This window comes from Maribacter luteocoastalis (genome assembly GCF_048890225.1).
Taxonomy (GTDB): Bacteria; Bacteroidota; Bacteroidia; order Flavobacteriales; family Flavobacteriaceae; genus Maribacter; species Maribacter luteocoastalis.
Genome location: NZ_JBMFZG010000002.1, coordinates 290,390 through 313,116, shown reverse-complemented (window position 1 = coordinate 313,116; position 22,727 = coordinate 290,390). Strand labels below are relative to the sequence as shown.

Below are 22,727 nucleotides of genomic sequence, written 5' to 3'. Positions count from 1 at the left end.
TTTCCTAAATAAAAAAGCCATACTTGTTAGTATGGCTTTTTAAATATTTATTTTATACGTGGTTAGTCAGCCAATACAATAACCTTATTGTCCTTTAACTCAATTGTTCCACTAGTAATAGGAAGTATGGTTTTGCCCGTTGCGTCTTTAGAGAACTTGGTTTCGTAAGCTTCATCAATACTAATATTCCCCTCAACTTTTACATTGCCTTCCTGTAATAAGGAAACAATAGGCGCATGGTCTTTCAACATTTGAAACTCACCATTGATTCCCGGTACAGTTACAGATGTTACCTCTCCCGCAAATAATGTGGCTTCTGGTGATACTATTTCTAAATACATAATTTTTTAAGTATTCCGTATCCAGTACTCAGTATTCAGCCGTCCTAAACCCACTGAAAACCAATTACTGATTACCCGTTTAAGCTTCCGCTAACATTTTCTCCCCAGCTTCTATAGCTTCTTCAATGGTACCTTTTAAGTTAAAGGCAGATTCTGGTAAATGATCTAACTCACCATCCATAATCATGTTAAAGCCTTTAATAGTCTCCTTAATATCAACCAAAACACCAGGTATACCAGTAAACTGTTCTGCTACGTGAAATGGCTGGGAAAGGAAACGTTGTACACGTCTAGCCCTACCTACAGCCAATTTATCCTCTTCCGATAATTCTTCCATACCAAGGATAGCAATAATATCTTGCAGCTCTTTATAACGTTGCAATAACTCTTTTACACGTTGCGCACAAGCATAATGATCTTTTCCTAAAATCTCCGCTGTTAAAATCCTAGAGGTAGAATCCAAAGGATCCACCGCAGGATAAATACCCAACTCAGCAATTTTACGGGACAATACCGTTGTTGCATCTAAGTGCGCAAAGGTAGTTGCTGGGGCAGGATCCGTTAAATCATCCGCAGGAACGTAAACCGCTTGTACTGAAGTAATAGAACCTCTTTTAGTAGAAGTAATACGTTCTTGCATGGCACCCATCTCCGTTGCCAATGTTGGTTGGTACCCTACCGCAGATGGCATACGACCAAGAAGTGCGGATACTTCCGATCCTGCTTGGGTAAATCTAAATATGTTATCTACGAAGAAAAGAACATCTTTACCTTGACCTTCGCCAGCCCCATCACGGAAATATTCTGCAATGGTTAATCCTGAAAGTGCCACACGTGCACGTGCTCCAGGTGGTTCGTTCATCTGACCAAAAACAAAAGTTGCTTTTGAATCCTTCATTGCCTTTTTATCTACTTTGGATAAATCCCATCCGCCTTCTTCCATAGAATGCATGAAATCATCACCATACTTGATAATACCTGATTCTAACATCTCACGAAGCAAATCGTTTCCTTCACGTGTTCTTTCACCAACACCTGCAAATACAGAAAGACCACCGTGACCTTTAGCAATGTTATTGATTAATTCTTGGATCAATACCGTTTTACCAACACCTGCACCACCAAACAATCCAATTTTACCACCTTTTGCATAAGGCTCGATCAAATCGATAACTTTGATACCCGTAAATAAAACTTCCGTAGAAGTAGTAAGGTCTTCAAATTTTGGGGCCTCACGGTGAATTGGCAATCCGTCTTTTCCTGCTTTAGGTAAATTTCCCAAACCATCGATAGCGTCTCCAATAACATTGAAGAGACGACCATAAACATCATCACCTACTGGCATTTGAATTGCTGCACCTGTTGCAACAACTTCTGTTCCCCTGCTAAGACCATCCGCAGAATCCATCGAAATGGTTCTTACTGTGTTTTCACCTACATGAGACTGAACTTCTAGTACTAGTTTGGACTTATCTTTATTGGTTATTTCCAAAGAATCATAGATTTTTGGAAGGTCTGCACCTGACTCAAATTCTACATCGACCACGGGTCCAATAATTTGCGAAACTTTACCTGTAACTTTTGACATTACTATGTTGTTTATATATTACTTTAAAAATATCTTAAAAAATGCTCTGATTTTCAGGCTGCAAAGATATATCATTCCATTTTAAACAAAAATTGTTTTTTTGTTTTTTTCAAATGAAAAAGGTGCCCAAAGAGCACCTTTCTATCATTTATTTTTACAAGTCGTTCTATTGTAACGCAGGAGAATAATTTGTTGGGTAATTCCCAACGTTCAATAAATTACCCGAATCTTCAAAATTAGAACCATATGTGGCATCAATCGCTTTCATAAATTCATTTGCAATGAGGGCATACCCCCGTGCTGTTGGATGTACACCATCCAATGAAAAAGCACTACCGGTAACCAAATTGGCTGTTAATGTAAAATCGCCACTGGTAATACCACCATTTGCCAATTGATCCAATAACCCATTGGTGTCAACCAAAGCCAAACCAGCTTGACTAGCAGTAGCAGCAATTATAGCATTAAAGCTAGCTGTGGCATCTGCTATTTCTGCTTGCTCACTTGGCAACAATACCCATTTATCGGCTAAAGGAAAAGTAATTCCTTCCACAGAAAACTGACCTGCCAATTCTTGAGATAAGCCAAGACCCATTAATGCCGCTACCGATACAGTATTTACGGTTCCTATTATTGTAGAACTAGGTAAAACGAATAAATCATCGACAGTTGCCTCCCTTGTTTGGCCATATGCAGACCCTAACAAATTAGCAACCAATGGTGCTGCTTGGGCAGGCAAACCAAATGACTGTACAAATACAGGGAATGTTGGGCTAGCATTTAAAACACCCTCAATCTGTGCAGAAATATCCGTTAATTCTTCATCCCGTATAACTACTTCACTTGCAGCTGAGGTTGAAAATTCAATAGATCGCTCAGGTACACCAAGAAAAGCGTAAACCTGATTCAATTGCCCAAAAATGCCATTTAAAGTGGGAATTAATGGTCCAAAAGATTCATTTGTAGGATCTAACGGATTATGTGGAACCGTAGTAAAATGCGGGATTTTAAGGACATTGGGTATGTTTGCAACTACGCCTTTGGCTCCTCCTGCAGTCAAACTAGCAATCAATGCTCCGTAAGTACCATCAAAACCAACACCAGGAGCTCCAGAAACTGGAGTAATAGGGTTTGTTCCGTCACCACCCGATAGTGCAAAACCCAATACATCATTTTCACCGCCCCATAGGGAGAAGAAACTAGGTGCTTGCACTACCGCCAACTCTAAAACACTTGCATTTGGTGTTGCTCCGGTCATTCTCACAAAGTATGGGTTGGCAAGACCTGCTTCCAAATTGGCCAAATTACCATAGCCTGGGGCCAATAAATGAAAACTTTTTGCGCCTGGAACGCCCAAGTTGTTAAACGGTCCCGCAGGATTATTCAAAACAATATCCGTAGATACAGTAACCGGACCAATAACCGACTCCAAAGGAACAGGACCTGCACCTCCAAAAACTAGCCTAGGATCTTGTATACGATTACCAGCCACTGCTAGTCCGCCAAAATTATCGCTAGTTAATGGTTGGGAAAAATCTCCACCGCCAACTAAAGCGAATTTTTGGGAAAGTAGATTTGGCAAGGAATTGGTTTGACCTGCTTGAAATAATGCATTGTCCGTAAAACCAGCGGTTAATGAATTTCCCAAAGACACATAGTTGGAAAAGTCCGCCGAGCCAGAGGTTAATTCTGGAAGTTGTTCTACAACATCTACATCGGACATGTCCACATCCTCAATATCGTTACAAGCCACAAAGGCCAAAGCTACAGAGGAAAAGAAAATATATTTTAAATTTTTCATTTTAAACTAAGTTTGATTTTAAATTAGTTATTGATTGTCCATGACAGGTAGTACATAGATCCAATAAAACCTGTTCCAAATGCCGTAAAGTACTCATCACCTAACAGGTTATTTCCACCAACCTTAAAGGATGATTTAATACTAGGCACGTTTAAGCTTATTTGGGCATCAACCACATGGAATTCTGGTACTACACCATTACCAAAAGTAGCTTCCCAAAAATAATCATCGCTAAAACGGTAGTTTACGTTAAATCCAACATTTTTAAACAAGGACTCATTACCAAAAGAAGCCTTGAACTTATGCTCTGGTGTATTGAAGTTTGACATAAAATCTGGATTAGCCTCTTGGTCAAAGTCTTGTTTAGTAAAGGTATAGCTTCCACTCAAATCAAAATTTCCCAACACTTTGGCAGAAAGCCCTAGTGATGCCCCATAAGAATTTATATCAACATTAGAATTGGTATAAGCACTATACGCTTGAAAATCCCCATTTGAAATTGCAGCTACTGACAGCCCACCGTCACCAGCTGATCCATAAAATGGAGCTATCACTACTTCTTGGGAAATAAAATCTTTATAGTTATTATAATACGTACTAAAGTCAACAATTATCTTATCTATTTTCCCCCTATAACCCACCTCAAAAGAAGTTACCTGCTCTGGTTTAACCAAATCTGGATTGGCAACCTCCAAATCCGCAGGATTACCTGTTTGACCTAGGCGCTCAACAGAACTCAAAGAATATGAACTAGTATATGCAGCAGCCCCGGTTTGGGTAATACTGGCTGGTTGACCTAAATCTTGACCAGCACCACTTACTTCAAAATTTCTAGAATATCTATCCAAATTATCCGGTGCAGAACCAACCAATATTGCCCTACCGGCATCTAACCCTATAAATAAATCTTGTGTTGTTGGATTGCGAAAACCTGTTTGAACGGAAGCCCTAATATTATGATCGCGATTTAATGTAAAACCTGCAGATAATCTAGGAGAAAAGAAACCATCAAAAAATTCCGACTTATCATATCTAACAGACCCTGTTAGTTTTAAGCTTTTTTCATTTTGAAGATCGATACTTTTTTGAACTTGGGTATAAATACCATACTCCGAGTAAGATATTGGACCATCAAAATCCGTATAAATAGTCCCGGATGAATTTAGACTATATTCCCTAAAGGAACCTCCAATTTGGATATCAGCAAAATCTATTAAATGGCTAAAATTATAGTTAGCATCAGCATGGTAATATTTTGAAGCATCCTGAAATTTAGAACCCGTAGATAAGTCTGGATCGTTGATACTTCTATTAAAAGCAGCTTTAAATTCTGGACTCCCAGGTAAATATCTTCCAGATTCTGCTTGTGCCCTTGCTGCAGCATGTGCTTGTTCGTCAGTAGCACCAGATAAAGTTGCCAGCACATAAGTGCCCGTGTATTCTCCAAACCATGTATTGTCGTCTTTCCAGGCCCTGTTAATATTTATACCTGTAAAGACCATATCATAAGAGTCTCCAGCTTTATCTGCAACAACATACCCTCTTAAAAAGAAATTATCGTTTCTTATTTCAAGTTTGTGTTGTTCTTGAAAAAAACCGTTGATGTTATACCGGTTAGTCCCTTGATAAATAGTAGACCCTGTTCCTACTTTACCTACATACGATAATTCTAGACTATTACCTTCAATTGGTCTGTAATACAGTCCCCAATCCGCCTTAATACTTTCAGCATTATAATTGGTAAGGTCTCTTTCATTATACCCAGTTCTACTAACCTCTTGTGAAGGAACAAGCGCATTGGCACCCGCAGGTAAAATACCAAGACCCTCTAGTGTAACAGCAACATCTTTTATATCAGCTGAGTAATCATCTCCATAAACGTTGATTCCATCATAATTTAAATCTGCCCTTGTTCTCGTTGGGTCAAATTTGTCTATCTCACTAGTTGCCGCCCAATCGGTACCTTTTAAATACCCAAAATTTACCTTACCGGCAAACTTGTTACTAAACTTATAGGCCGCGCGGATTCCTACATCTGTATAGGAATTATCACCAGCGGACTCTTGAGAAGTAATACCACGCTTTATGGAAGCGCTTATTCCCTGATAGTCAAAAGGACTTTTACTACGCATGAATAAAATTCCATTAAATGCGTTGGCACCATATAGGGCTGAAGATGCACCTGGTAATAGCTCAACACTTGATACATCGGTTTCTACCATACCCACTAAATTTCCAATTGGAAAGTTTAATGCTGGTGTAGAATTATCCATTCCATCTACCAATTGCATAAATCTAGTATTCGCAAAAGTTGCAAAACCTCTTGTGTTGACAGATTTAAAAGTTAAACTATTTGTGTTTACATCAACACCCTTTAAATTTTCCAGACCACCGTAAAAATCTGCAGCCGTGGTATTCTGAATTTCCGAAATACCCATTCTTTCTACGGTTACCGGGGATTCAAAAATACGCTCAGGTGTTCTTGATGCAGATATTACTACCTCATCTAAAAAAGTTTGAGATTCTTGCAATACAACAGAAATTGTTTGAATGTTGGCAGTAATACTTGCAAAACCCTCTGTAAATCCAATACTTGTGACCTTAAGTTGAAACGGGGGGACTTCTGAAGTTTGTAAAACAAAATTACCATCAAAATCGGTAGTTGTACCTATTGCTTTACCTTCTATAACAATGTTAGCTCCAGGTATAGGTTCGTTGTTTTCATCAACAACGTTTCCATTGATGGTTGTTTGGGAAAAACCTAAGGCGCCAAACAAAACCAATGCCAAATAAAGTATTGTTTTCATTCTAAATTTGAGTTAAAATTTGTGGGGTTCAAGATACAGATAATTTTGAACGGATAACAGCAAAATGTAAAAAAATTATGCATGCATAGTATTTTATTCGCAATAAAAACTTGTATAAACTAAAAATTCATAAAAAAAGGGGCTCTAAAATTAGAACCCCTTTTTTTAATACTATTTTTCTGACTTATTCTACTGTAACTGATTTTGCCAAATTACGGGGCTGATCAACATTGCATCCCCTCATCACCGCAATATGATATGATAGTAATTGTAATGGTATAGTAGTTAATAATGGCGTTAGACTTTCAAGCGTTTCCGGAACCTCAATCACGTGATCTGCCAACTCCGTGACTTGCTCATCACCCTCGGTAACAATGGCTATTATTTTACCCTTACGGGATTTTATTTCCTGAATATTACTCACAACTTTTTCATAATGGCCCTTTTTAGTGGCGATTACAAAAACAGGCATATGCTCATCTATTAAAGCAATTGGCCCATGTTTCATTTCTGCAGCAGGATATCCTTCCGCATGAATGTAACTTATCTCCTTTAATTTTAATGCCCCTTCCAAGGCAACTGGAAAATTATATCCTCTGCCTAGGTAAAGACAATTTGTTGAATCCTTATAAACATCAGATATTATCTCAATCAAAGGGTTAGACTCCAATGATTTTTCCACTTTACTTGGAATTGTTTCCAACTCCGATAAATACTCATGGTATTTACTCTGTGAGAACACACCTTTCTCCTTGGCCAATTTAAGTGCCATTAAAGTCAGCACCGTAATTTGTGTGGTAAATGCCTTGGTAGAAGCAACACCTATTTCTGGCCCAGCATGGGTATATGCTCCGGCATCTGATTCCCTGGCAATAGACGAACCAACAACATTACACACCCCAAAAACAAAAGCGCCTTTTTCCTTTGCCAATTTTATAGCAGCGAGTGTATCCGCTGTCTCACCAGATTGTGATATAGCAATAAGTACATCTTTATCGGTAATAACAGGATTTCTATACCTAAATTCAGAGGCATACTCTACTTCAACAGGAATTCTAGCCAAATCCTCAAAAATATATTCCGCTACTAAACCTGCATGCCAAGAAGTACCACAAGCAACGATTATAATTCTGTTAGCGTTCATGAACTTTTCCAAGTTCTGATCTATCCCCGCCATACGTATTATCCCTTGGTCTGCAAGTAACCTTCCCCTATACGTATCTTTAATGGCCCTTGGTTGCTCATAAATTTCTTTAAGCATAAAATGGTCGTAACCACCTTTTTCTATTTCCTCCAAGTTCATTTGAAGCTCCAAAATCCTTGGATAAGCAACCGCGTCATCCTTTATTTTTCTAAGCTTAATTTCCTTTCCCAATCTAATTATTGCCATTTCCTCATCTTCCAAGTAAACAGCATTGTTTGTGAATTCTATAAAGGGAGAAGCATCAGAGGCAATAAAAAACTCATTGTCACCTATGCCAATGGCCAGTGGACTACCTAATTTAGCAACAACAATCTCATCTGGTTTCTCTCTATCAAAAACAGCAATTGCATAAGCACCTACAACTTGGTTAAGCGCAATTTGAACGGCCTTACCTAATTTAACGTTTTCGGTCTTTTTTACTTCTTCAATAAGGTTTATCAACACCTCTGTGTCAGTATCCGAAGAAAAGCTGTATCCTCTCTTGGTCAATTCTTTTTTAATGGACTCATAATTCTCAATGATTCCATTATGGATGATTACTAATTCCCCTGAATTGGAATAATGTGGATGGGAGTTAACGTCATTTGGCACACCATGTGTAGCCCAACGTGTGTGGCCTATTCCTAAGCTGCCTTTCAGGGAAATCCCCTCAGCTTTCTTTTTTAAATCCTCAACCTTACCTTTAGTCTTAGCAAGATTTATTTGATTACCATCAAATAAGGCAATACCTGCACTATCGTAACCACGATATTCTAAACGCTGTAATCCTTTTATAATAATTGGAAAAGCGTCTCTATGGCCAATATATCCTACAATTCCACACATATTTTTATAGTTAGGTGTTTATCAATAATTTCCTACGCAAAAGTAACCTAATACATAGAAATACACTTTAGTTTATGGATATAGAACGAATAAAATCTTTTAAGTGTATGTTGTTGTTAAAAAATTTACTTAACGTGATAATTTTAACCTTAAAACGTTAGTCTGCCTTTGTATAAAAAATTTCTAGCTTCAACCTTTTATCATAATTTGGATCGGACACAGGGATATTACTTCCATAAAAAACTGAGCTCAAAGGCGTTATTGTCGCAGTTACTGGGACATCCTGTTCAACTGTACTTAATCTTGCCTTGACCACACCAATATTTTCTATATTTGTGGTTAGGTTTAAACCTAGGGTACTATTTGCAGAATCACGTACGATAATATTATTGATATGCTCTGTTATTCTTACCGTATATTTAAGGGATTGTGGGTCTGTATCATCAACTATACCATCATAGTTTAGGAAAAGACCAAAAAGACTTTCCGCTACATTTTGTTCTGTATTTACGTTGAACAGAGGGTTGTTACTTTCAGAATTATATAGATATAATCTTGGTGGATTTATAGCTGCCCCCGTTTGCTCCTTATCTACATAAAACACTAGATTCGCCTCATTAATTATCCAATTTTCCGATCTTATCCGCTCCACAATATCCTCTCCTCCATCCAATTCAAAAAGATTAATTTGAGCTGTGGTACCAGCACCTCCCTTTAAATAAATTCTCGATGCATTTATTCCGTTGTCCAATGCATTTTGTATTTCCGTTGGATACGCCTCATTTATGAATGTGTTCACCGCATTACCAGTAATATTGCCAGATGTTGACCCTACTAAAAAATTAAGGACAAAGTCTTTTTCCTCTTCTTCGATAGTATCATCTGTTGTATCATCTGTTGTACTATTGGTCTTGTAAGAATTATAAGTGTAGGTGACGGTAATATTGGCTTGTCTTAAATCTAACAAAAGCATTAGGGATTCCGTTTCACCAGAATTAGAAAGGGACAAATGAATTCCTCTCATAAACTCATTGAAATTCGCCTGACTCAACAATTCCGATTTACCTTCGTTATCTAAAATATTGGACTGAAAAAATGTATTATTCAAGGGAATACGAATTCCAGGAGCTAATTTGGTGTATGTAAGAGACTCATCCACATCCTCCGTTTCCTTATCGTCTTCATTCTGAATTAAGATTTCAGAATCATTTACCTCTATATCCCCATAGGCTTCAGAATCAAATAATTCATCGGAAACAAATGAAGGTGAAAATTCTTGATCTGAATAGTATTCTTGTGCATTTTGAAAATTTGTATCGGGATCTAAATCCCTAAGAAAGTAAGTTGAGCGCTCAACCTTAAGATTAAAAGTTGGGGTTAATACGTTTTTAATGTCATCATAGTTTTTACTATTCACATAAACACTGTCTATGTCCACTTTTTTAGCATAGCTATTGGCAACAATGGCAATACCATCTGTGTCATTGATGCCATCTTGATCGGCATCTACACTTGTTTTATCCAGCGGGTCGGTACCTTGGGCAGTTTCAACCCTGTTGGATACACCATCCTTGTCATTATCGTTATCTTCATCAGGCACTTCATCAAACTCATCTTCCACGCCATCCAAATCAGTATCCCTAGAACCACTTTTGGTTAAAAATGGGATATATAGATAAACCTCTTTAACGGTCTCATTTTCATCAATCGTAGTAATAATGTCATCAGTATCCGCATTATTTTCCGTGTCTTGCGAAAAAATACCAAAAGTAGGATTACTAGAAGTTAAAGTTAGTTGTGATGTTATTGTGGCTTGTGTCTGACCAAAGATGGGGTCATCAAATGTTCCTAATTGATAAACAGGCAATTTATTGGTCTGGACTGCTTCAATATTCTTATTGAAGGCATAAACATCAAAAACTTCTTTTCCAGTGGCGAAAGGCTGGCTAGTAACCACACCTGCACCAATAGTTGTTAAATCTTCTTCACAAGATGTAAATAAGACCATTATAAGAACGGGTGCCAAAAGCACCGAAAAAGGCAATTTCTTGAAAAGATTCATTTAGGCTATTTTAAAACTTCTGAATTATAAAAGTTTGCATATGCTTCTTCAAATTCTTGAACAGGGACATATGGCAGCACTGGTTTTTCTTGGTTAGAAATATGGTTTAATAATTCTTCTGGAATTTCTTCCGAGGCTAAAATAACCGCATCAGAATAATCTACTGCAACTTTTAACAAATTATTATAGTTGGGCGTGCCCAAGGCCTGAATCTCCTCTTCTGGAATACCATCAAAAGTTATTCTTTTGATCATGTCCGCATCTAGTTCCCCTTCAAATGTTTTACCGTATACAGACAAAACAATTTTACTATCGGCAAACAAAGGTTCATCCGCATAATATTTCTTTAGATATAATGGCAATAAACTGGCCATCCACCCATGAACATGGATAATGTCTGGAGACCAATTCAGTTTTTTAACCGTTTCCATAACTCCCTTTGCAAAAAATATTGCTCGTTGATCGTTATCTGGAAACAGATTTCCTTGCTTATCGGTAAAGGTCGCCTTACGCTTAAAGTATTCTTCATTATCAATAAAATACACCTGAATCCGCTCTCTTGGGATAGAGGCCACCTTTATGATCAATGGCATGTCCATATCATTGATTACCAAGTTCATGCCAGATAAACGAATCACTTCATGCAATTGATGTCTTCTTTCATTAATATTACCGTAGCGAGGCATGAATATCCTTATCTGCCCACCATTACTGTTCACCATTCTTGGCGCTTCGTAGGACATTAAGGAAACTTCATTTTCTGGGAGGTAAGGAACTAATTCAGAAGATACAAACAATATCTTTTTGCCATTCATAAAAGCTGTTTTTTATATTTCGCGGAAATGCAGGTGCAAAATTACAAAAAATATAGAGATTACCAGTATTTATAGTAAGTTTGCTCGCCAATTACAACGTTACATGTTCCCTATAATGACCAAAAAAGAACTTAAGCAAGTACTTGATACAATTAACCAAAAAGATAGTCTTGGGCTTGTTCCCACTATGGGGGCGCTACATCTTGGCCATGCTTCTCTAATTGAAAAGGCGGTTTCTGAAAATGATTATGTAGTTGTTAGTATATTTGTAAATCCTACCCAATTTAATAATGCAGATGACCTTATTAAATACCCCAAGACCATTAATGAAGACCTTACACTAATTAAAGATATATCTACTAAAATAATTGTATTTACACCATCTATTAAAGAAATTTACAATGAAAATATAATTTCTAAATCCTATGATTTTAATGGATTGGACAAAGTGATGGAGGGCGAGTTCAGGGACAATCATTTTAATGGTGTAGGAACTATAGTTGAAGAGCTTTTTAAGCTCATCAAACCTACCAGAGCTTATTTTGGTGAGAAGGACTTTCAACAATTAAGAATTATTCAAAAACTTACCCAAATACAACATATACCTGTTCAAATTATTGGCTGCCCAATTGTAAGAGAATCTAACGGATTGGCAATGAGCTCTAGAAATGAAAGGTTAGATAAAACATTACGACTAAAAGCTGGCTTTATATATAAGACTTTGCAAACTGCCAAGGAAATCTTTGGCATGAAAAGTGCTTTAGAAACAAAGGAGTGGGTAGTAAATACGTTTCAAAATCAAATGGAATTGGAATTAGAATATTTTGAGATAACGGATGTTGAAACTTTAACGCCTACTAAAACTATATTAGCCAATACAAAATACAGGGCGTTCATAGCGGTTTACGCCAATGATGTACGACTAATTGACAATATTGCCCTCAATTAATTAATTTTGCCACATGCAAGTACAAGTAGTAAAATCTAAAATTCATAGAGTAAAAGTCACTGGAGCAGATCTCAATTATATCGGAAGCATTACCATAGATGAAGATTTAATGGATGCAGCCGGTATCATACAAGGTGAGAAAATCCAAATTGTAAACAACAATAATGGGGAAAGGCTAGAAACCTATGCCATACCAGGACCAAGATCCAGTGGGGAAATCACGTTAAACGGTGCAGCCGCCAGAAAAGTTGCAGTTGGCGATGTTTTAATATTAATTACCTATGCTTGGATGCCTTTAGCCGACGCAAAATCATTTAATCCTTCGTTAGTTTTCCCTAACGAAGAAAACAATTTACTCAACTAAACTAGAATACCATTCGCATTATTTTCTAAATTCATTTTCTATATTAGTTAATACATTGGTTACATTCGAATTCTAAACGTTACTATATTTTGACCAGTTACCTTAAGAAGACCCTAAAAATTGTATTACCCATTTTAATTGGTCTATTCTTGGTACTTTACTGGTACATTAAAACACCTGCTTCAGATAGGGAACAAATTCTATTTTATATTAGTGAAGCAGATTTGTTTTGGATTTTCATTTCATTAATACTGGGTTTGGTTGGCCATATCTCGAGAGCCATTAGATGGAATTACCTTTTGGAGCCTTTAGGTTATAAACCTAAACTTATAAATAATATTTTTATGATTTTCATGGCCTATTTGGCCAATCTGGGTGTTCCAAGAACAGGTGAAATCCTTAGAGCCACTGCATTAACTACGTATGAAGGCGTGCCTTTTGAAAAAGGATTTGGGACTATTGTTACAGAAAGGGTAATTGATGTAATTATGTTACTAATTGTAGTTTTAACCACCCTTCTCTTACAAACCGATATAATTCTACATTTTTTTCAACAACGAGGATTCAATCTAAATGGTATTTTTTTACTGATTGGTCTTGGAGTTATAGCCCTACTTATTTTCTTTCTGTTCATCAAAAAATCCAAATTAAAAATCGCCTTAAAAATCAAGGGTTTTGTAAAAGGGCTCTTAGATGGCGTTTTTAGTATTTTTAAGATGAAAAACAAATGGTCCTTTGTTTTTCACACCATACTTATTTGGGCATGTTATATTGGCATGATGTGGGTCATAAAATTTACCATTACGGAAACAACGGAGCTTAGCTTAAATGAAATTATGGTAGCCTTTGTTTTTGGTGCCTTTGCTATGGCCACAACCAATGGTGGTGTAGGTCTATTTCCTATCTTGGTAAGCAAGGCATTAATGCTTTTTGGCATCAGTGCTGTCTCTGGTGATGCTTTTGGTTGGATCATGTGGATTGCACAAACTCTTATGAACGTAGTTTTCGGTGCAATATCTTTTCTTCTGTTACCGTTATTAAACAGAAACAAATAGTACCTTACTATTGCAAAAATCCTACTATGCGTCAATTAATTGGCCTTTTCATACTATTTATTAGTATTTCTTCCTATGCACAAGTAACACAGGAAATTTTTGAATCTTTTAAACTTCAAGAAAGAAGGGATGTACAATACTATTTTCCCGAAGGGTTAGATGACACAAAGAAATATCCATTAATCATTGTTTTGGATGGAAATTATTTATTTGACCAAGTTGTTGCCACATCTAAATTTTACAGTCGGTTTCATGGGATGCCAGAAAGTATTGTGGTAGGTATCAACCAAAGTAAAAATGATATTAGATATGAGGATTGTGCTTTTGATGAAAATAATGGACTGCCAAGTGAAAAAGGCAAAAACTTCTACGAATTTATTGGCATGGAACTTATTCCATATTTGGACTTGAACTTTAGTACTGCCCCCTTTAAAATGATAGTTGGTTATGATATCACTGCCAACTTTCAAAATTATTGGTTGTTTAAGGATAATTCTGTTTTTGATGCTTATGTAAGTATCTCACCTACCCTAGCTCCAGAAATGGAAAGTAGGGTGCCAATGAGATTAAATACTTTTGACAAGCAAATCTTCTATCAACTTATTGTCGAAGGTGAACAAACAAGGGATACCCCAAAAGTGATGGCACTGCATAAGGGAATTGAGGCATTAAATAAAGAGACCTTACATTATTTCTTTGATGAATACAAAACCGCTGACCATATCTCTGTAGCCACATATGGTATAGGCAAAGCTTTTGACAATATTTTTGGCATGTTCAAACCCATAAGTCCAAAAGAGTATAAAACAAACATATTAACTTCAGACGAACCAGTTTATAAGTATTTAGAGGATAAATACCAGGGAATAGTTGATTTATTTGGGTTTAGTAAACCAGTAGAGCTTAATGATATAATGGCTATTTACGCAGCAGCAAGAAAAAAAGAAGATTTTGAATCATTAAAACCTTTATCGGACTTATGTAAAAAAGAATATCCAGAAACCATGTTGGGTTTTTATTTTGAAGGTGAATATTATGAGCAATTGGGAGAACCTAAAAAAGCATTAAAAACTTTTGAAAAATCTTTTCAGATGAAAGAGATAGATTTTTTAACTAAAGAAATGGCCTTGGAAAAAATAGACGCCCTAAAGGCAGATTTTGGATTTTAGATAATCCTGAAATAACAAACCCCCAAATCTTAACCTACACCTACTTAAATGATCAATGTTAAATCTGTATTCCTATCTATTGCCGGTGTACTATTTACGTACCACGGATTAAAAGGGGACTTTGTCCTCCATTATAATGGCAGTGCCCTAATAATGGCTTGGACTTCCTTTTTTTTAGCAATAATTGAAAGTAGAAAACGAGAAAGTTGAGACTTTAACTTCTTTACGGTTTCATAAGCCTATGCTTTGAAACTTCTTGTTACCTTTAGCCAAACTTACGATTTATAGTTATGGCCAAGGTAAAAACTGCTTTTTTTTGTCAAAACTGTGGAACCCAATATTCAAAATGGGTTGGTCAATGTTCTGCATGTAAACAGTGGAATACTGTAGTAGAAGAACTAGTTCAAAAAGAAGAAAAAACGGGATGGAAACAACCATCGAATGATAAAAAAAGAGTTTCAAGACCACTTTTAATCAATGAAATTAGCACAGAAAAAGAACTTAGATTAAATACTTTTGATTTAGAGTTCAATAGGGTTTTAGGCGGCGGATTGGTTCCTGGCGCTTTAGTCCTTTTAGGAGGCGAACCTGGTGTAGGGAAAAGCACATTATTATTACAAATTGCTTTAAAATTACCCTACAGGACTCTTTATGTATCGGGTGAAGAAAGCCAAAAACAGATAAAAATGCGGGCAGACCGTATTCACCCAGATAGTAAGACTTGCTTTATACTTACCGAAACCAAGACGCAGAACATCTTTAAACAAATTGGGGATATAGAACCAGATATTGTTGTGATAGATTCTATACAAACCCTACATTCAGATTATATAGAATCTGCCGCTGGCAGTATTTCACAGATTAGGGAGTGCACAGCAGAATTAATCAAATTTGCCAAGGAAACCAATACACCTGTTATTCTAATTGGCCATATAACTAAAGATGGGTCTATTGCCGGACCTAAGATTTTGGAGCATATGGTAGATACAGTCCTTCAGTTTGAAGGGGACCGCAACTATGTTTATCGTATTCTTAGGTCATTAAAAAACAGATTTGGCTCCACGGCAGAATTAGGCATCTATGAAATGCAAGGGAGTGGATTAAGGGAAGTAAACAATCCTTCTGAAGTATTAATTTCCAAGAACGACGAAGGCCTTAGCGGAACCGCCATTGCCTCAACAGTAGAAGGCATGCGGCCTTTGTTGATAGAAATACAGGCCTTAGTGAGTACAGCGGTCTACGGAACCCCACAGCGCTCTACAACCGGTTATAACGCCAAACGTTTAAACATGCTTTTGGCGGTATTGGAAAAAAGAGCCGGTTTTAAACTTGGGGCAAAAGATGTGTTCTTAAATATAACTGGAGGAATCTCTGTTGATGATCCTGCCATTGATTTAGCGGTAATTGCAGCTATCCTTTCCAGCAATGAGGATATTCCGATAGAAAAAGGCATTTGTTTTGCCGCTGAAGTAGGATTGGCGGGTGAAATTAGACCGGTACAGCGCGTGGAACAACGCATTCTAGAAGCAGAAAAATTGGGTTATACAGCCATTGTGGTATCTAAAAACAATAAAATTGGCCTTAAGAACACCAAAATCAGAATTCAAATGGCTTCAAAAATAGAAGATGTGGTACGTCTTTTATTTGGTTAGCGCTTGTCTCTCATTATACGTGCAAAAACCATTATTATAATTATTACGGCAATTATCAAGACTATTTGTCCAAATCCGACTTTTAAAAAAACTAGATTCATCATATTTAAGGAGCTGGGTTAGGGTATAGATTATGTATATTTTCAATTTCAGAAAGTACCTCATCCGATAGTTCTACATCTATACTTCCAATATTTTCCTTTAATTGTTTCATAGTGGTTGCCCCAATTATAGTACTTGTCACAAAATGCCTTGTATTTACAAAAGCTAATGACATTTGAGCCAAGGAAAGGTTATTGGCTTGGGCCAATTCATAGTATTTCTGCGTTGCCTCCATGGCCGTTGTACCACTATATCTTTTATATTGGGGAAAAAGGGCAAGACGTGAATCCTGTGGCAACCTGTCTCCTAAATATTTACCACTTAAAACCCCAAAACCTAAAGGGGAATAAGCCAACAAACCTATTTGTTCCCTAGCAGATATCTCCGCCATACCTACTTCATACAACCGGTTGGTTAGACAATAAGCATTCTGAACAGTAATAGTCCTTGGTAAGGTAGCATGTACCTTACTCTCCTCTAAAAAGCGCATAGTCCCCCATGGTGTTTCATTAGAAATTCCTATATGCCTAATTTTTCCTTCTCTTATAAGGTCTCTGAGTGTTTCTAAAACTTGATGGATATTATCCTCCCAATGGTCCGAAATATCATGTACATAACCCCTCTTACCAAAATAATTTGTGTTTCGCTCTGGCCAATGTAACTGATAAAGATCAATATAATCTGTCTGCAATCTCTCTAAACTTCCTTCAACCGCCTCTATTATTGATGTTCTTGAAAATCCAGTAGTTCTTATAAACTTGGACATTTCGGCCTTGCCAGCAATTTTAGAGGCTAATACAACATTTTCCCTATTGCCATTTTTCTTGAACCAATTACCAATAATTTTTTCAGTCACAGAATGTCTATCAGGATGTGCCGGGATTGGATATAACTCTGCTGTATCTATAAAATTAATTCCTTGGTCTACGGCATAGTTCATTTGTTCATGACCTTCTTCCTCTGTATTTTGATTGCCCCAGGTCATGCTGCCTAAACAAATTTTACTTACCTCAATAGTTGTATTTGGAAGATTGTTATAAATCATGGGATTATTTTTAAAACTTTAAAATTGGCAAAATTACAAATTTAAATAGGTGTTGAAGATTCATTAATCGGTCAACTCAACAAGAATTGGACAGTGATCACTGTGTTTTGCTTCGGACAGGATAACCGATCTCTTTAACCTATCTCTTAGACTTTCATTTACCATACCATAATCCAAGCGCCAACCTTTGTTGTTGTTTCTGGCATTGGCCCGATAACTCCACCAAGTATAATTGTCTGGCGAATCATTAAAATGGCGAAAGCTATCAACAAAACCACTATTTATAAAACTACCTATCCATTCCCTTTCTACAGGCAAAAAGCCAGATACGTTCTTAAGTCCTTTTGGGTTATGAATATCTATTTCCTCATGGCAAATATTATAGTCCCCTAAAACAATTAAATTTGGGTGTGTCTTTCTAAGTTCATCTACATATCTCTGAAAATCATCCATATAAGTAAGCTTAAAATCCAAGCGGTCCATATTCGTTCCAGAAGGCAAGTACATACTCATAATGGACATGTCACCGATATCCACCCTTAAATTTCTGCCTTCAACATCCATATAATCAATACCAGTTCCCCATTCTATATGGTCTGGCTTCTTTTTCATTAAAATAGCTACACCGCTGTATCCTTTCTTTTGTGCACTATACCAGTAGTTAAAGCTATACCCTGCAGCTTCAAAAACAGACAGGTCCAATTGTTCTTCATTAGCCTTAATTTCTTGAAGACAAACCACATCCGGGTTTACTGTTATCAACCAATTTAAAAATCCTTTTTTCAATGCAGCGCGAATTCCATTTACATTATAGGATACTATTTTCATGAAGTAGTCTTTGTTTCAAAAATAGAAAAACCTTAGTATATAATAGGGTAAGGAAGATTAATAAAACTTAACCTTTGTTCTTCGGAACAACGTTTACAATACTATTAGAAATACTAAGTATTTGATTATGAGGCTTCTATTTAGTTTCATTCTTCAAAATATAACTTGCTTATCTATTAGTAGCAAGGCATAACCACAATTTCAAAACAATCATGAAGTCAATTTTAATACTGGTCAATTTTAATGACGGTAAAGATGAAGTTGATACTAACAACATTGGCCAAAGAAACAATGATTATGGCATAACTGCATTAGGTCATGGTCTTGGTACAAAATGGGATACAAGAAGTGATAGGCTCATATTGGAAGTCAATAGTGTTTTGCCTAGAAATATACATCCAGAAGCTATTCAAAACTCATGTATTCACAGGGCAGGTTTATCTGCTGGTTTTAAGTTTTAAACTGTATTTTCGTATTTTATTTAATGATTTATGAGAATTTTATCACTTGTCTTTCTTTTTAGTTTCATTGCTGCCAAAGGTCAAGATGCTATTTTAAAAGATAGTATAACACAACTAGAGGAAGTAATCCTAATTGATGCATTAAAAGCGAAAAATGCTACTGGTATAACACCATCAGATGTAATATCAGCAAAAATTTTTCAAAGCTATAGCCCGGTTGATTTAGTTTCTGCCATGAATCAAATTCCTGGCGTCTATATCCTTTCTGGGGCATTGAATACCAACCGAATTACAATCAGAGGTATAGGGGCCAGAACCTTATTTGGAACGGATAAGCTAAGAATGTACTATAATGAAATTCCTGTTACCAATGGCACGGGCACGTCTACACTGGAGTCTTATGATTTAGAAAATTTAAGTCAAATTGAAATCATTAAAGGCCCTAAAGGAACAGTTTATGGCGCCAACCTGGGTGGGGCAATCTTATTAACGCCAAAAGAAGCTTTGGGGAAATCCATCAATCTAAGGAACAACTTTACAGTAGGTTCTTTTAATATGATCAAAAACAACCTATCCTTTAACCATCAGGATGATGTTTTCAGCCTAAATTTACAATATGGACATTTACAAACTAATGGCTTTAGGGAAAACAATAATTTTGAAAGAGACGGTTTTCTTTTGAATACCGCCTATCAAATTAATGAAAAAAATACAATATCACTATTAATTAACCATGTTGACTATACTGCGCAAATACCAAGTTCCTTAGGGGCTACTGCATTTGCGGAAGATCCAAAGCAAGCAACATTTACCTGGAGGGCTTCCCAAGGTTATGAGACCAACAATCAAACCCTTGTTGGTATTTCGTTGGCACATGAATTCAATCAAAATTTTAAAAATACCACTAGTGTTTTTTATTCATATTTAGATAAATACGAAGCACGGCCTTTTGGTATTCTTGATGAAATGACCAATGGCTACGGATTTAGGACTAAATTTTCTAGCAGCCTTGAGGTGTTTAATAAAACCAGTCAAATAACTTTTGGAGGTGAACTTTATAAGGATGAATATGATTGGGACGAGTATGAGAACCTATATCAGGACAATAATGGCAATGGTAGCCTAGAAGGTGCTCAATTTGCAAGAAATAAGGAATATAGAAATCAATTGAATGGTTTTGCAACATTTCTGTTTCCATTTACCAATGTTTTATCAACCCAAGTAGGACTTTCTGTGAATAAAACAAAATTTAATTTACAGGACCGTTTTAATGAAGGAAATGATAATAAAAGTTCGGAAAAAAGTTTTAAGGCAATACTACTCCCCAGTATAGAATTAAATTACCATCCCAATACTACCAATGAGTTTTTTGCCAATATTAGTAGAGGCTATTCCAACCCTAGTTTAGAAAGGACCTTAACGCCAGACGGACTGGTAAACCCAGATTTAAAGCAAGAGACAGGAGTTAATTATGAAATTGGCACGAACCTACGCTTGGTTGACAATAACCTTAATATAGGCTTGGCTTTGTATCAAATGAACATCAACAATTTATTGATAAGGGAACAAGTGGGAGATGATCAGTTTATAGAAAAAAATGCGGGAAAATCAAAACACCAAGGTTTAGAACTAGGTCTTGATTATTCTTTGATTCATACCCCTGAATTCAACTTAAATCCATTTATTAATTACACCCTAAACTATCATAGTTTTGTGGATTTTGTTGATAATGGAAACGATTATTCCGGAAATGAAGTTACCGGAGTACCTAAAAATAGGGTTACTGCTGGATTACAGACACGTATATTCAACCATTTTTATCTGAACTTAATTGCACAACACATTGGCAAAATTCCAATAACCGATGCCAATGATGTGTATAGTGATGCATCTACAGTTTTTAATTTGAGAAGCGGTTACCAAAAAAAAATATCGAATAAATTTTCTTTGGGAATTGATTTTGGCATTAACAATCTAACAGATAAGGTATTTGCACAATCTGTCCTTATAAACACACAAGGTTTTGGAGGCAATGAACCCAGATATTACTATCCGGGCAATGCTAGAAATTATTATGCAAGTTTTAGTATTGGGTACTCCCTTTAGGCTATTCCATTTTCATTAGCCAAGTACGCATATCCACAGCATTTGAAATAATCTTCCTTAAATCTGGGATAGAAACACGTTCTTGATCCATAGAGTCCCTATGGCGAATAGTTACCGTTTGATCTTCTTTTGTTTGATGGTCTACAGTAATACAAAAAGGCGTTCCGTTGGCATCCTGCCTTCTGTATCTGCGACCCACGGCATCTTTTTCATCGTAAGTGACATTAAAATCCCACTTTAAATCATCGATAATATCTTTAGCTATTTCTGGTAAACCATCCTTTTTGACCAATGGTAAAATTGCTGCTTTAGTAGGGGCAAGAACTGCCGGTAATTTTAAAACGGTCCTTGAAGTCCCATTTTCTAATTCTTCATCTTGCAAAGAATTAGAAAAAACGGCCAAAAACATACGATCCAAACCAATTGATGTCTCCAATACATAAGGAACATAATTCTTATTGGTCTCGTGATCAAAATACTGAAGTTTTTTACCCGAAAATTTCTCATGACTGCCAAGGTCAAAATCAGTTCTGGAATGTATGCCTTCCAGTTCTTTAAAACCAAAGGGAAATCGGAATTCTATATCAGCCGCAGCATCTGCGTAATGAGCTAATTTTTCATGGTCGTGAAAACGATAATTTTCCTCACCCATACCCAAAGAAAGGTGCCATTTCATCCTGTGTTCCTTCCAATACTCATACCATTCTTGCTGGGTGCCAGGTTGTATAAAAAACTGCATTTCCATCTGTTCAAACTCACGCATCCTAAAAATAAACTGCCTGGCAACAATCTCATTTCTAAAGGCTTTACCTGTTTGGGCAATTCCAAACGGTATTTTCATGCGACCACTTTTCTGAACGTTCAAAAAATTAACAAAAATACCTTGGGCGGTCTCTGGCCTTAAATATAGGTCCATGGCACTTTCTGCACTTGCACCGAGCTTTGTGCCAAACATCAGGTTAAATTGCTTTACATCTGTCCAATTCTTAGATCCGGACATTGGGCAAGCTATGTCCAATTCCTCTATTAGAGCTTTTACATCTGCCAAATCCTCATTTTCCAAAGACTTGGCCATACGGCTTAAAATAGTTTTGCCCTGTTCTATATAATCTACCACACGTTGGTTGGTGGCTATAAATTTCTCCTTATTAAAAGTATCCCCAAATCGTTTAGCGGCCTTGTTGACTTCTTTCTCTATTTTAACATCGATCTTACCAACATAGTCCTCTATTAAAACATCTGCCCTATATCTTTTTTTGGAATCTTTATTGTCTATTAAGGGATCATTGAAAGCATCAACATGGCCAGATGCTTTCCACGTACTTGGGTGCATAAATATAGCGGCATCGATACCTACTATGTTATCATTTAGCTGTACCATAGCCTTCCACCAATATTCGCGAATATTCTTTTTTAGCTCAACACCATTTTGACCGTAATCATAAACAGCACTTAAACCATCATAAATTTCGCTGGATTGGAATACGTACCCATACTCTTTAGCGTGGGAAATAACTTTCTTAAAATTGTCTTCTTGATTTGCCATGCGGCAA

Annotated in this window: 18 protein-coding genes; 8 read left to right on the top strand and 10 right to left on the bottom strand. The window is 36.6% G+C overall.

Annotation, left to right across the window (positions count from 1 at the left end; translation table 11 throughout):
- Positions 1-62: 62 nt before the first annotated feature.
- The 7 genes from ACOCEA_RS05930 to ACOCEA_RS05900 form a co-directional block, all read right to left on the bottom strand.
- Positions 63-341: a F0F1 ATP synthase subunit delta/epsilon gene (locus ACOCEA_RS05930; RefSeq protein WP_420755293.1), complete on the bottom strand. Its 279-nt coding sequence runs from the start codon at positions 339-341 to the stop codon at positions 63-65.
- Positions 342-420: 79 nt separating this feature from the next.
- Positions 421-1,929: a F0F1 ATP synthase subunit beta gene (gene atpD, locus ACOCEA_RS05925; RefSeq protein ID WP_420755292.1), complete on the bottom strand. Its 1,509-nt coding sequence runs from the start codon at positions 1,927-1,929 to the stop codon at positions 421-423.
- Positions 1,930-2,095: 166 nt separating this feature from the next.
- A complete protein-coding gene (locus ACOCEA_RS05920) occupies positions 2,096-3,730 on the bottom strand; it encodes an SGNH/GDSL hydrolase family protein (protein WP_420755291.1) in 1,635 nt (544 codons plus the stop codon).
- Positions 3,731-3,753: 23 nt separating this feature from the next.
- Entirely contained in the window at positions 3,754-6,537 is a 2,784-nt protein-coding gene (locus tag ACOCEA_RS05915; protein WP_420755290.1) for a TonB-dependent receptor, read from the bottom strand.
- A 184-nt stretch (positions 6,538-6,721) separates the two neighbouring features.
- The gene (glmS, locus tag ACOCEA_RS05910) at positions 6,722-8,566 is read right to left on the bottom strand and encodes a glutamine--fructose-6-phosphate transaminase (isomerizing) (protein ID WP_420755289.1); all 1,845 of its coding nucleotides are present in this window, start codon (positions 8,564-8,566) and stop codon (positions 6,722-6,724) included.
- A 157-nt stretch (positions 8,567-8,723) separates the two neighbouring features.
- Complete coding sequence (locus tag ACOCEA_RS05905; protein ID WP_420755288.1) at positions 8,724-10,628, bottom strand: DUF4270 domain-containing protein; 1,905 nt, start codon at positions 10,626-10,628, stop codon at positions 8,724-8,726.
- Between the two features lie 5 nt (positions 10,629-10,633).
- A complete protein-coding gene (locus ACOCEA_RS05900) occupies positions 10,634-11,443 on the bottom strand; it encodes a glycogen/starch synthase (protein WP_420755287.1) in 810 nt (269 codons plus the stop codon).
- A 103-nt stretch (positions 11,444-11,546) separates the two neighbouring features.
- Between ACOCEA_RS05900 and panC the strand changes: the two genes are divergently transcribed.
- The 6 genes from panC to radA all read left to right on the top strand — a co-directional run bounded on the left by panC (position 11,547) and on the right by radA (position 16,632).
- Positions 11,547-12,392, top strand: a complete 846-nt coding sequence (gene panC / locus ACOCEA_RS05895) for a pantoate--beta-alanine ligase (RefSeq protein ID WP_420755286.1) — start codon at positions 11,547-11,549, stop codon at positions 12,390-12,392.
- Positions 12,393-12,405: 13 nt separating this feature from the next.
- A complete protein-coding gene (gene panD, locus ACOCEA_RS05890; RefSeq protein WP_420755285.1) occupies positions 12,406-12,756 on the top strand; it encodes an aspartate 1-decarboxylase in 351 nt (116 codons plus the stop codon).
- Positions 12,757-12,845: 89 nt separating this feature from the next.
- On the top strand, positions 12,846-13,811 hold the full coding sequence (locus ACOCEA_RS05885) for a lysylphosphatidylglycerol synthase transmembrane domain-containing protein (RefSeq protein ID WP_420755284.1): 966 nt from the start codon (positions 12,846-12,848) through the stop codon (positions 13,809-13,811).
- Positions 13,812-13,837: 26 nt separating this feature from the next.
- Complete coding sequence (locus ACOCEA_RS05880) at positions 13,838-14,980, top strand: alpha/beta hydrolase (protein ID WP_420755283.1); 1,143 nt, start codon at positions 13,838-13,840, stop codon at positions 14,978-14,980.
- Positions 14,981-15,028: 48 nt separating this feature from the next.
- Positions 15,029-15,190 carry a hypothetical protein gene (locus tag ACOCEA_RS05875; RefSeq protein ID WP_420755282.1) on the top strand — a complete coding sequence of 54 codons (162 nt, stop codon included), beginning with the start codon at positions 15,029-15,031 and terminating at the stop codon, positions 15,188-15,190.
- 80 nt (positions 15,191-15,270) lie between these two features.
- The gene (gene radA, locus ACOCEA_RS05870) at positions 15,271-16,632 is read left to right on the top strand and encodes a DNA repair protein RadA (protein WP_420755281.1); all 1,362 of its coding nucleotides are present in this window, start codon (positions 15,271-15,273) and stop codon (positions 16,630-16,632) included.
- A gap of 106 nt (positions 16,633-16,738) precedes the next feature.
- On the opposite strand, the gene ACOCEA_RS05865 is transcribed toward radA, so the two are convergent.
- Together ACOCEA_RS05865 and ACOCEA_RS05860 are read right to left on the bottom strand one after the other, a co-directional pair.
- Positions 16,739-17,779 (bottom strand): aldo/keto reductase, encoded by a 1,041-nt coding sequence (locus ACOCEA_RS05865; RefSeq protein ID WP_420755280.1) that lies wholly within the window; start codon positions 17,777-17,779, stop codon positions 16,739-16,741.
- Between the two features lie 63 nt (positions 17,780-17,842).
- On the bottom strand, positions 17,843-18,607 hold the full coding sequence (locus tag ACOCEA_RS05860; RefSeq protein WP_420755279.1) for an exodeoxyribonuclease III: 765 nt from the start codon (positions 18,605-18,607) through the stop codon (positions 17,843-17,845).
- 212 nt (positions 18,608-18,819) lie between these two features.
- On the opposite strand from ACOCEA_RS05860, the gene ACOCEA_RS05855 reads away from it, so the two are divergent.
- Both ACOCEA_RS05855 and ACOCEA_RS05850 read left to right on the top strand, forming a co-directional pair.
- Positions 18,820-19,068, top strand: coding sequence for a hypothetical protein (locus ACOCEA_RS05855; RefSeq protein ID WP_420755278.1), 249 nt, complete (start codon positions 18,820-18,822; stop codon positions 19,066-19,068).
- Between the two features lie 30 nt (positions 19,069-19,098).
- Positions 19,099-21,174, top strand: a complete 2,076-nt coding sequence (locus ACOCEA_RS05850) for a TonB-dependent receptor family protein (protein WP_420755277.1) — start codon at positions 19,099-19,101, stop codon at positions 21,172-21,174.
- A 1-nt stretch (position 21,175) separates the two neighbouring features.
- Here ACOCEA_RS05850 and ACOCEA_RS05845 read toward each other — a convergent pair whose 3' ends face one another.
- On the bottom strand, positions 21,176-22,720 hold the full coding sequence (locus tag ACOCEA_RS05845) for a glycine--tRNA ligase (protein ID WP_420755276.1): 1,545 nt from the start codon (positions 22,718-22,720) through the stop codon (positions 21,176-21,178).
- Positions 22,721-22,727 lie beyond the last annotated feature (7 nt).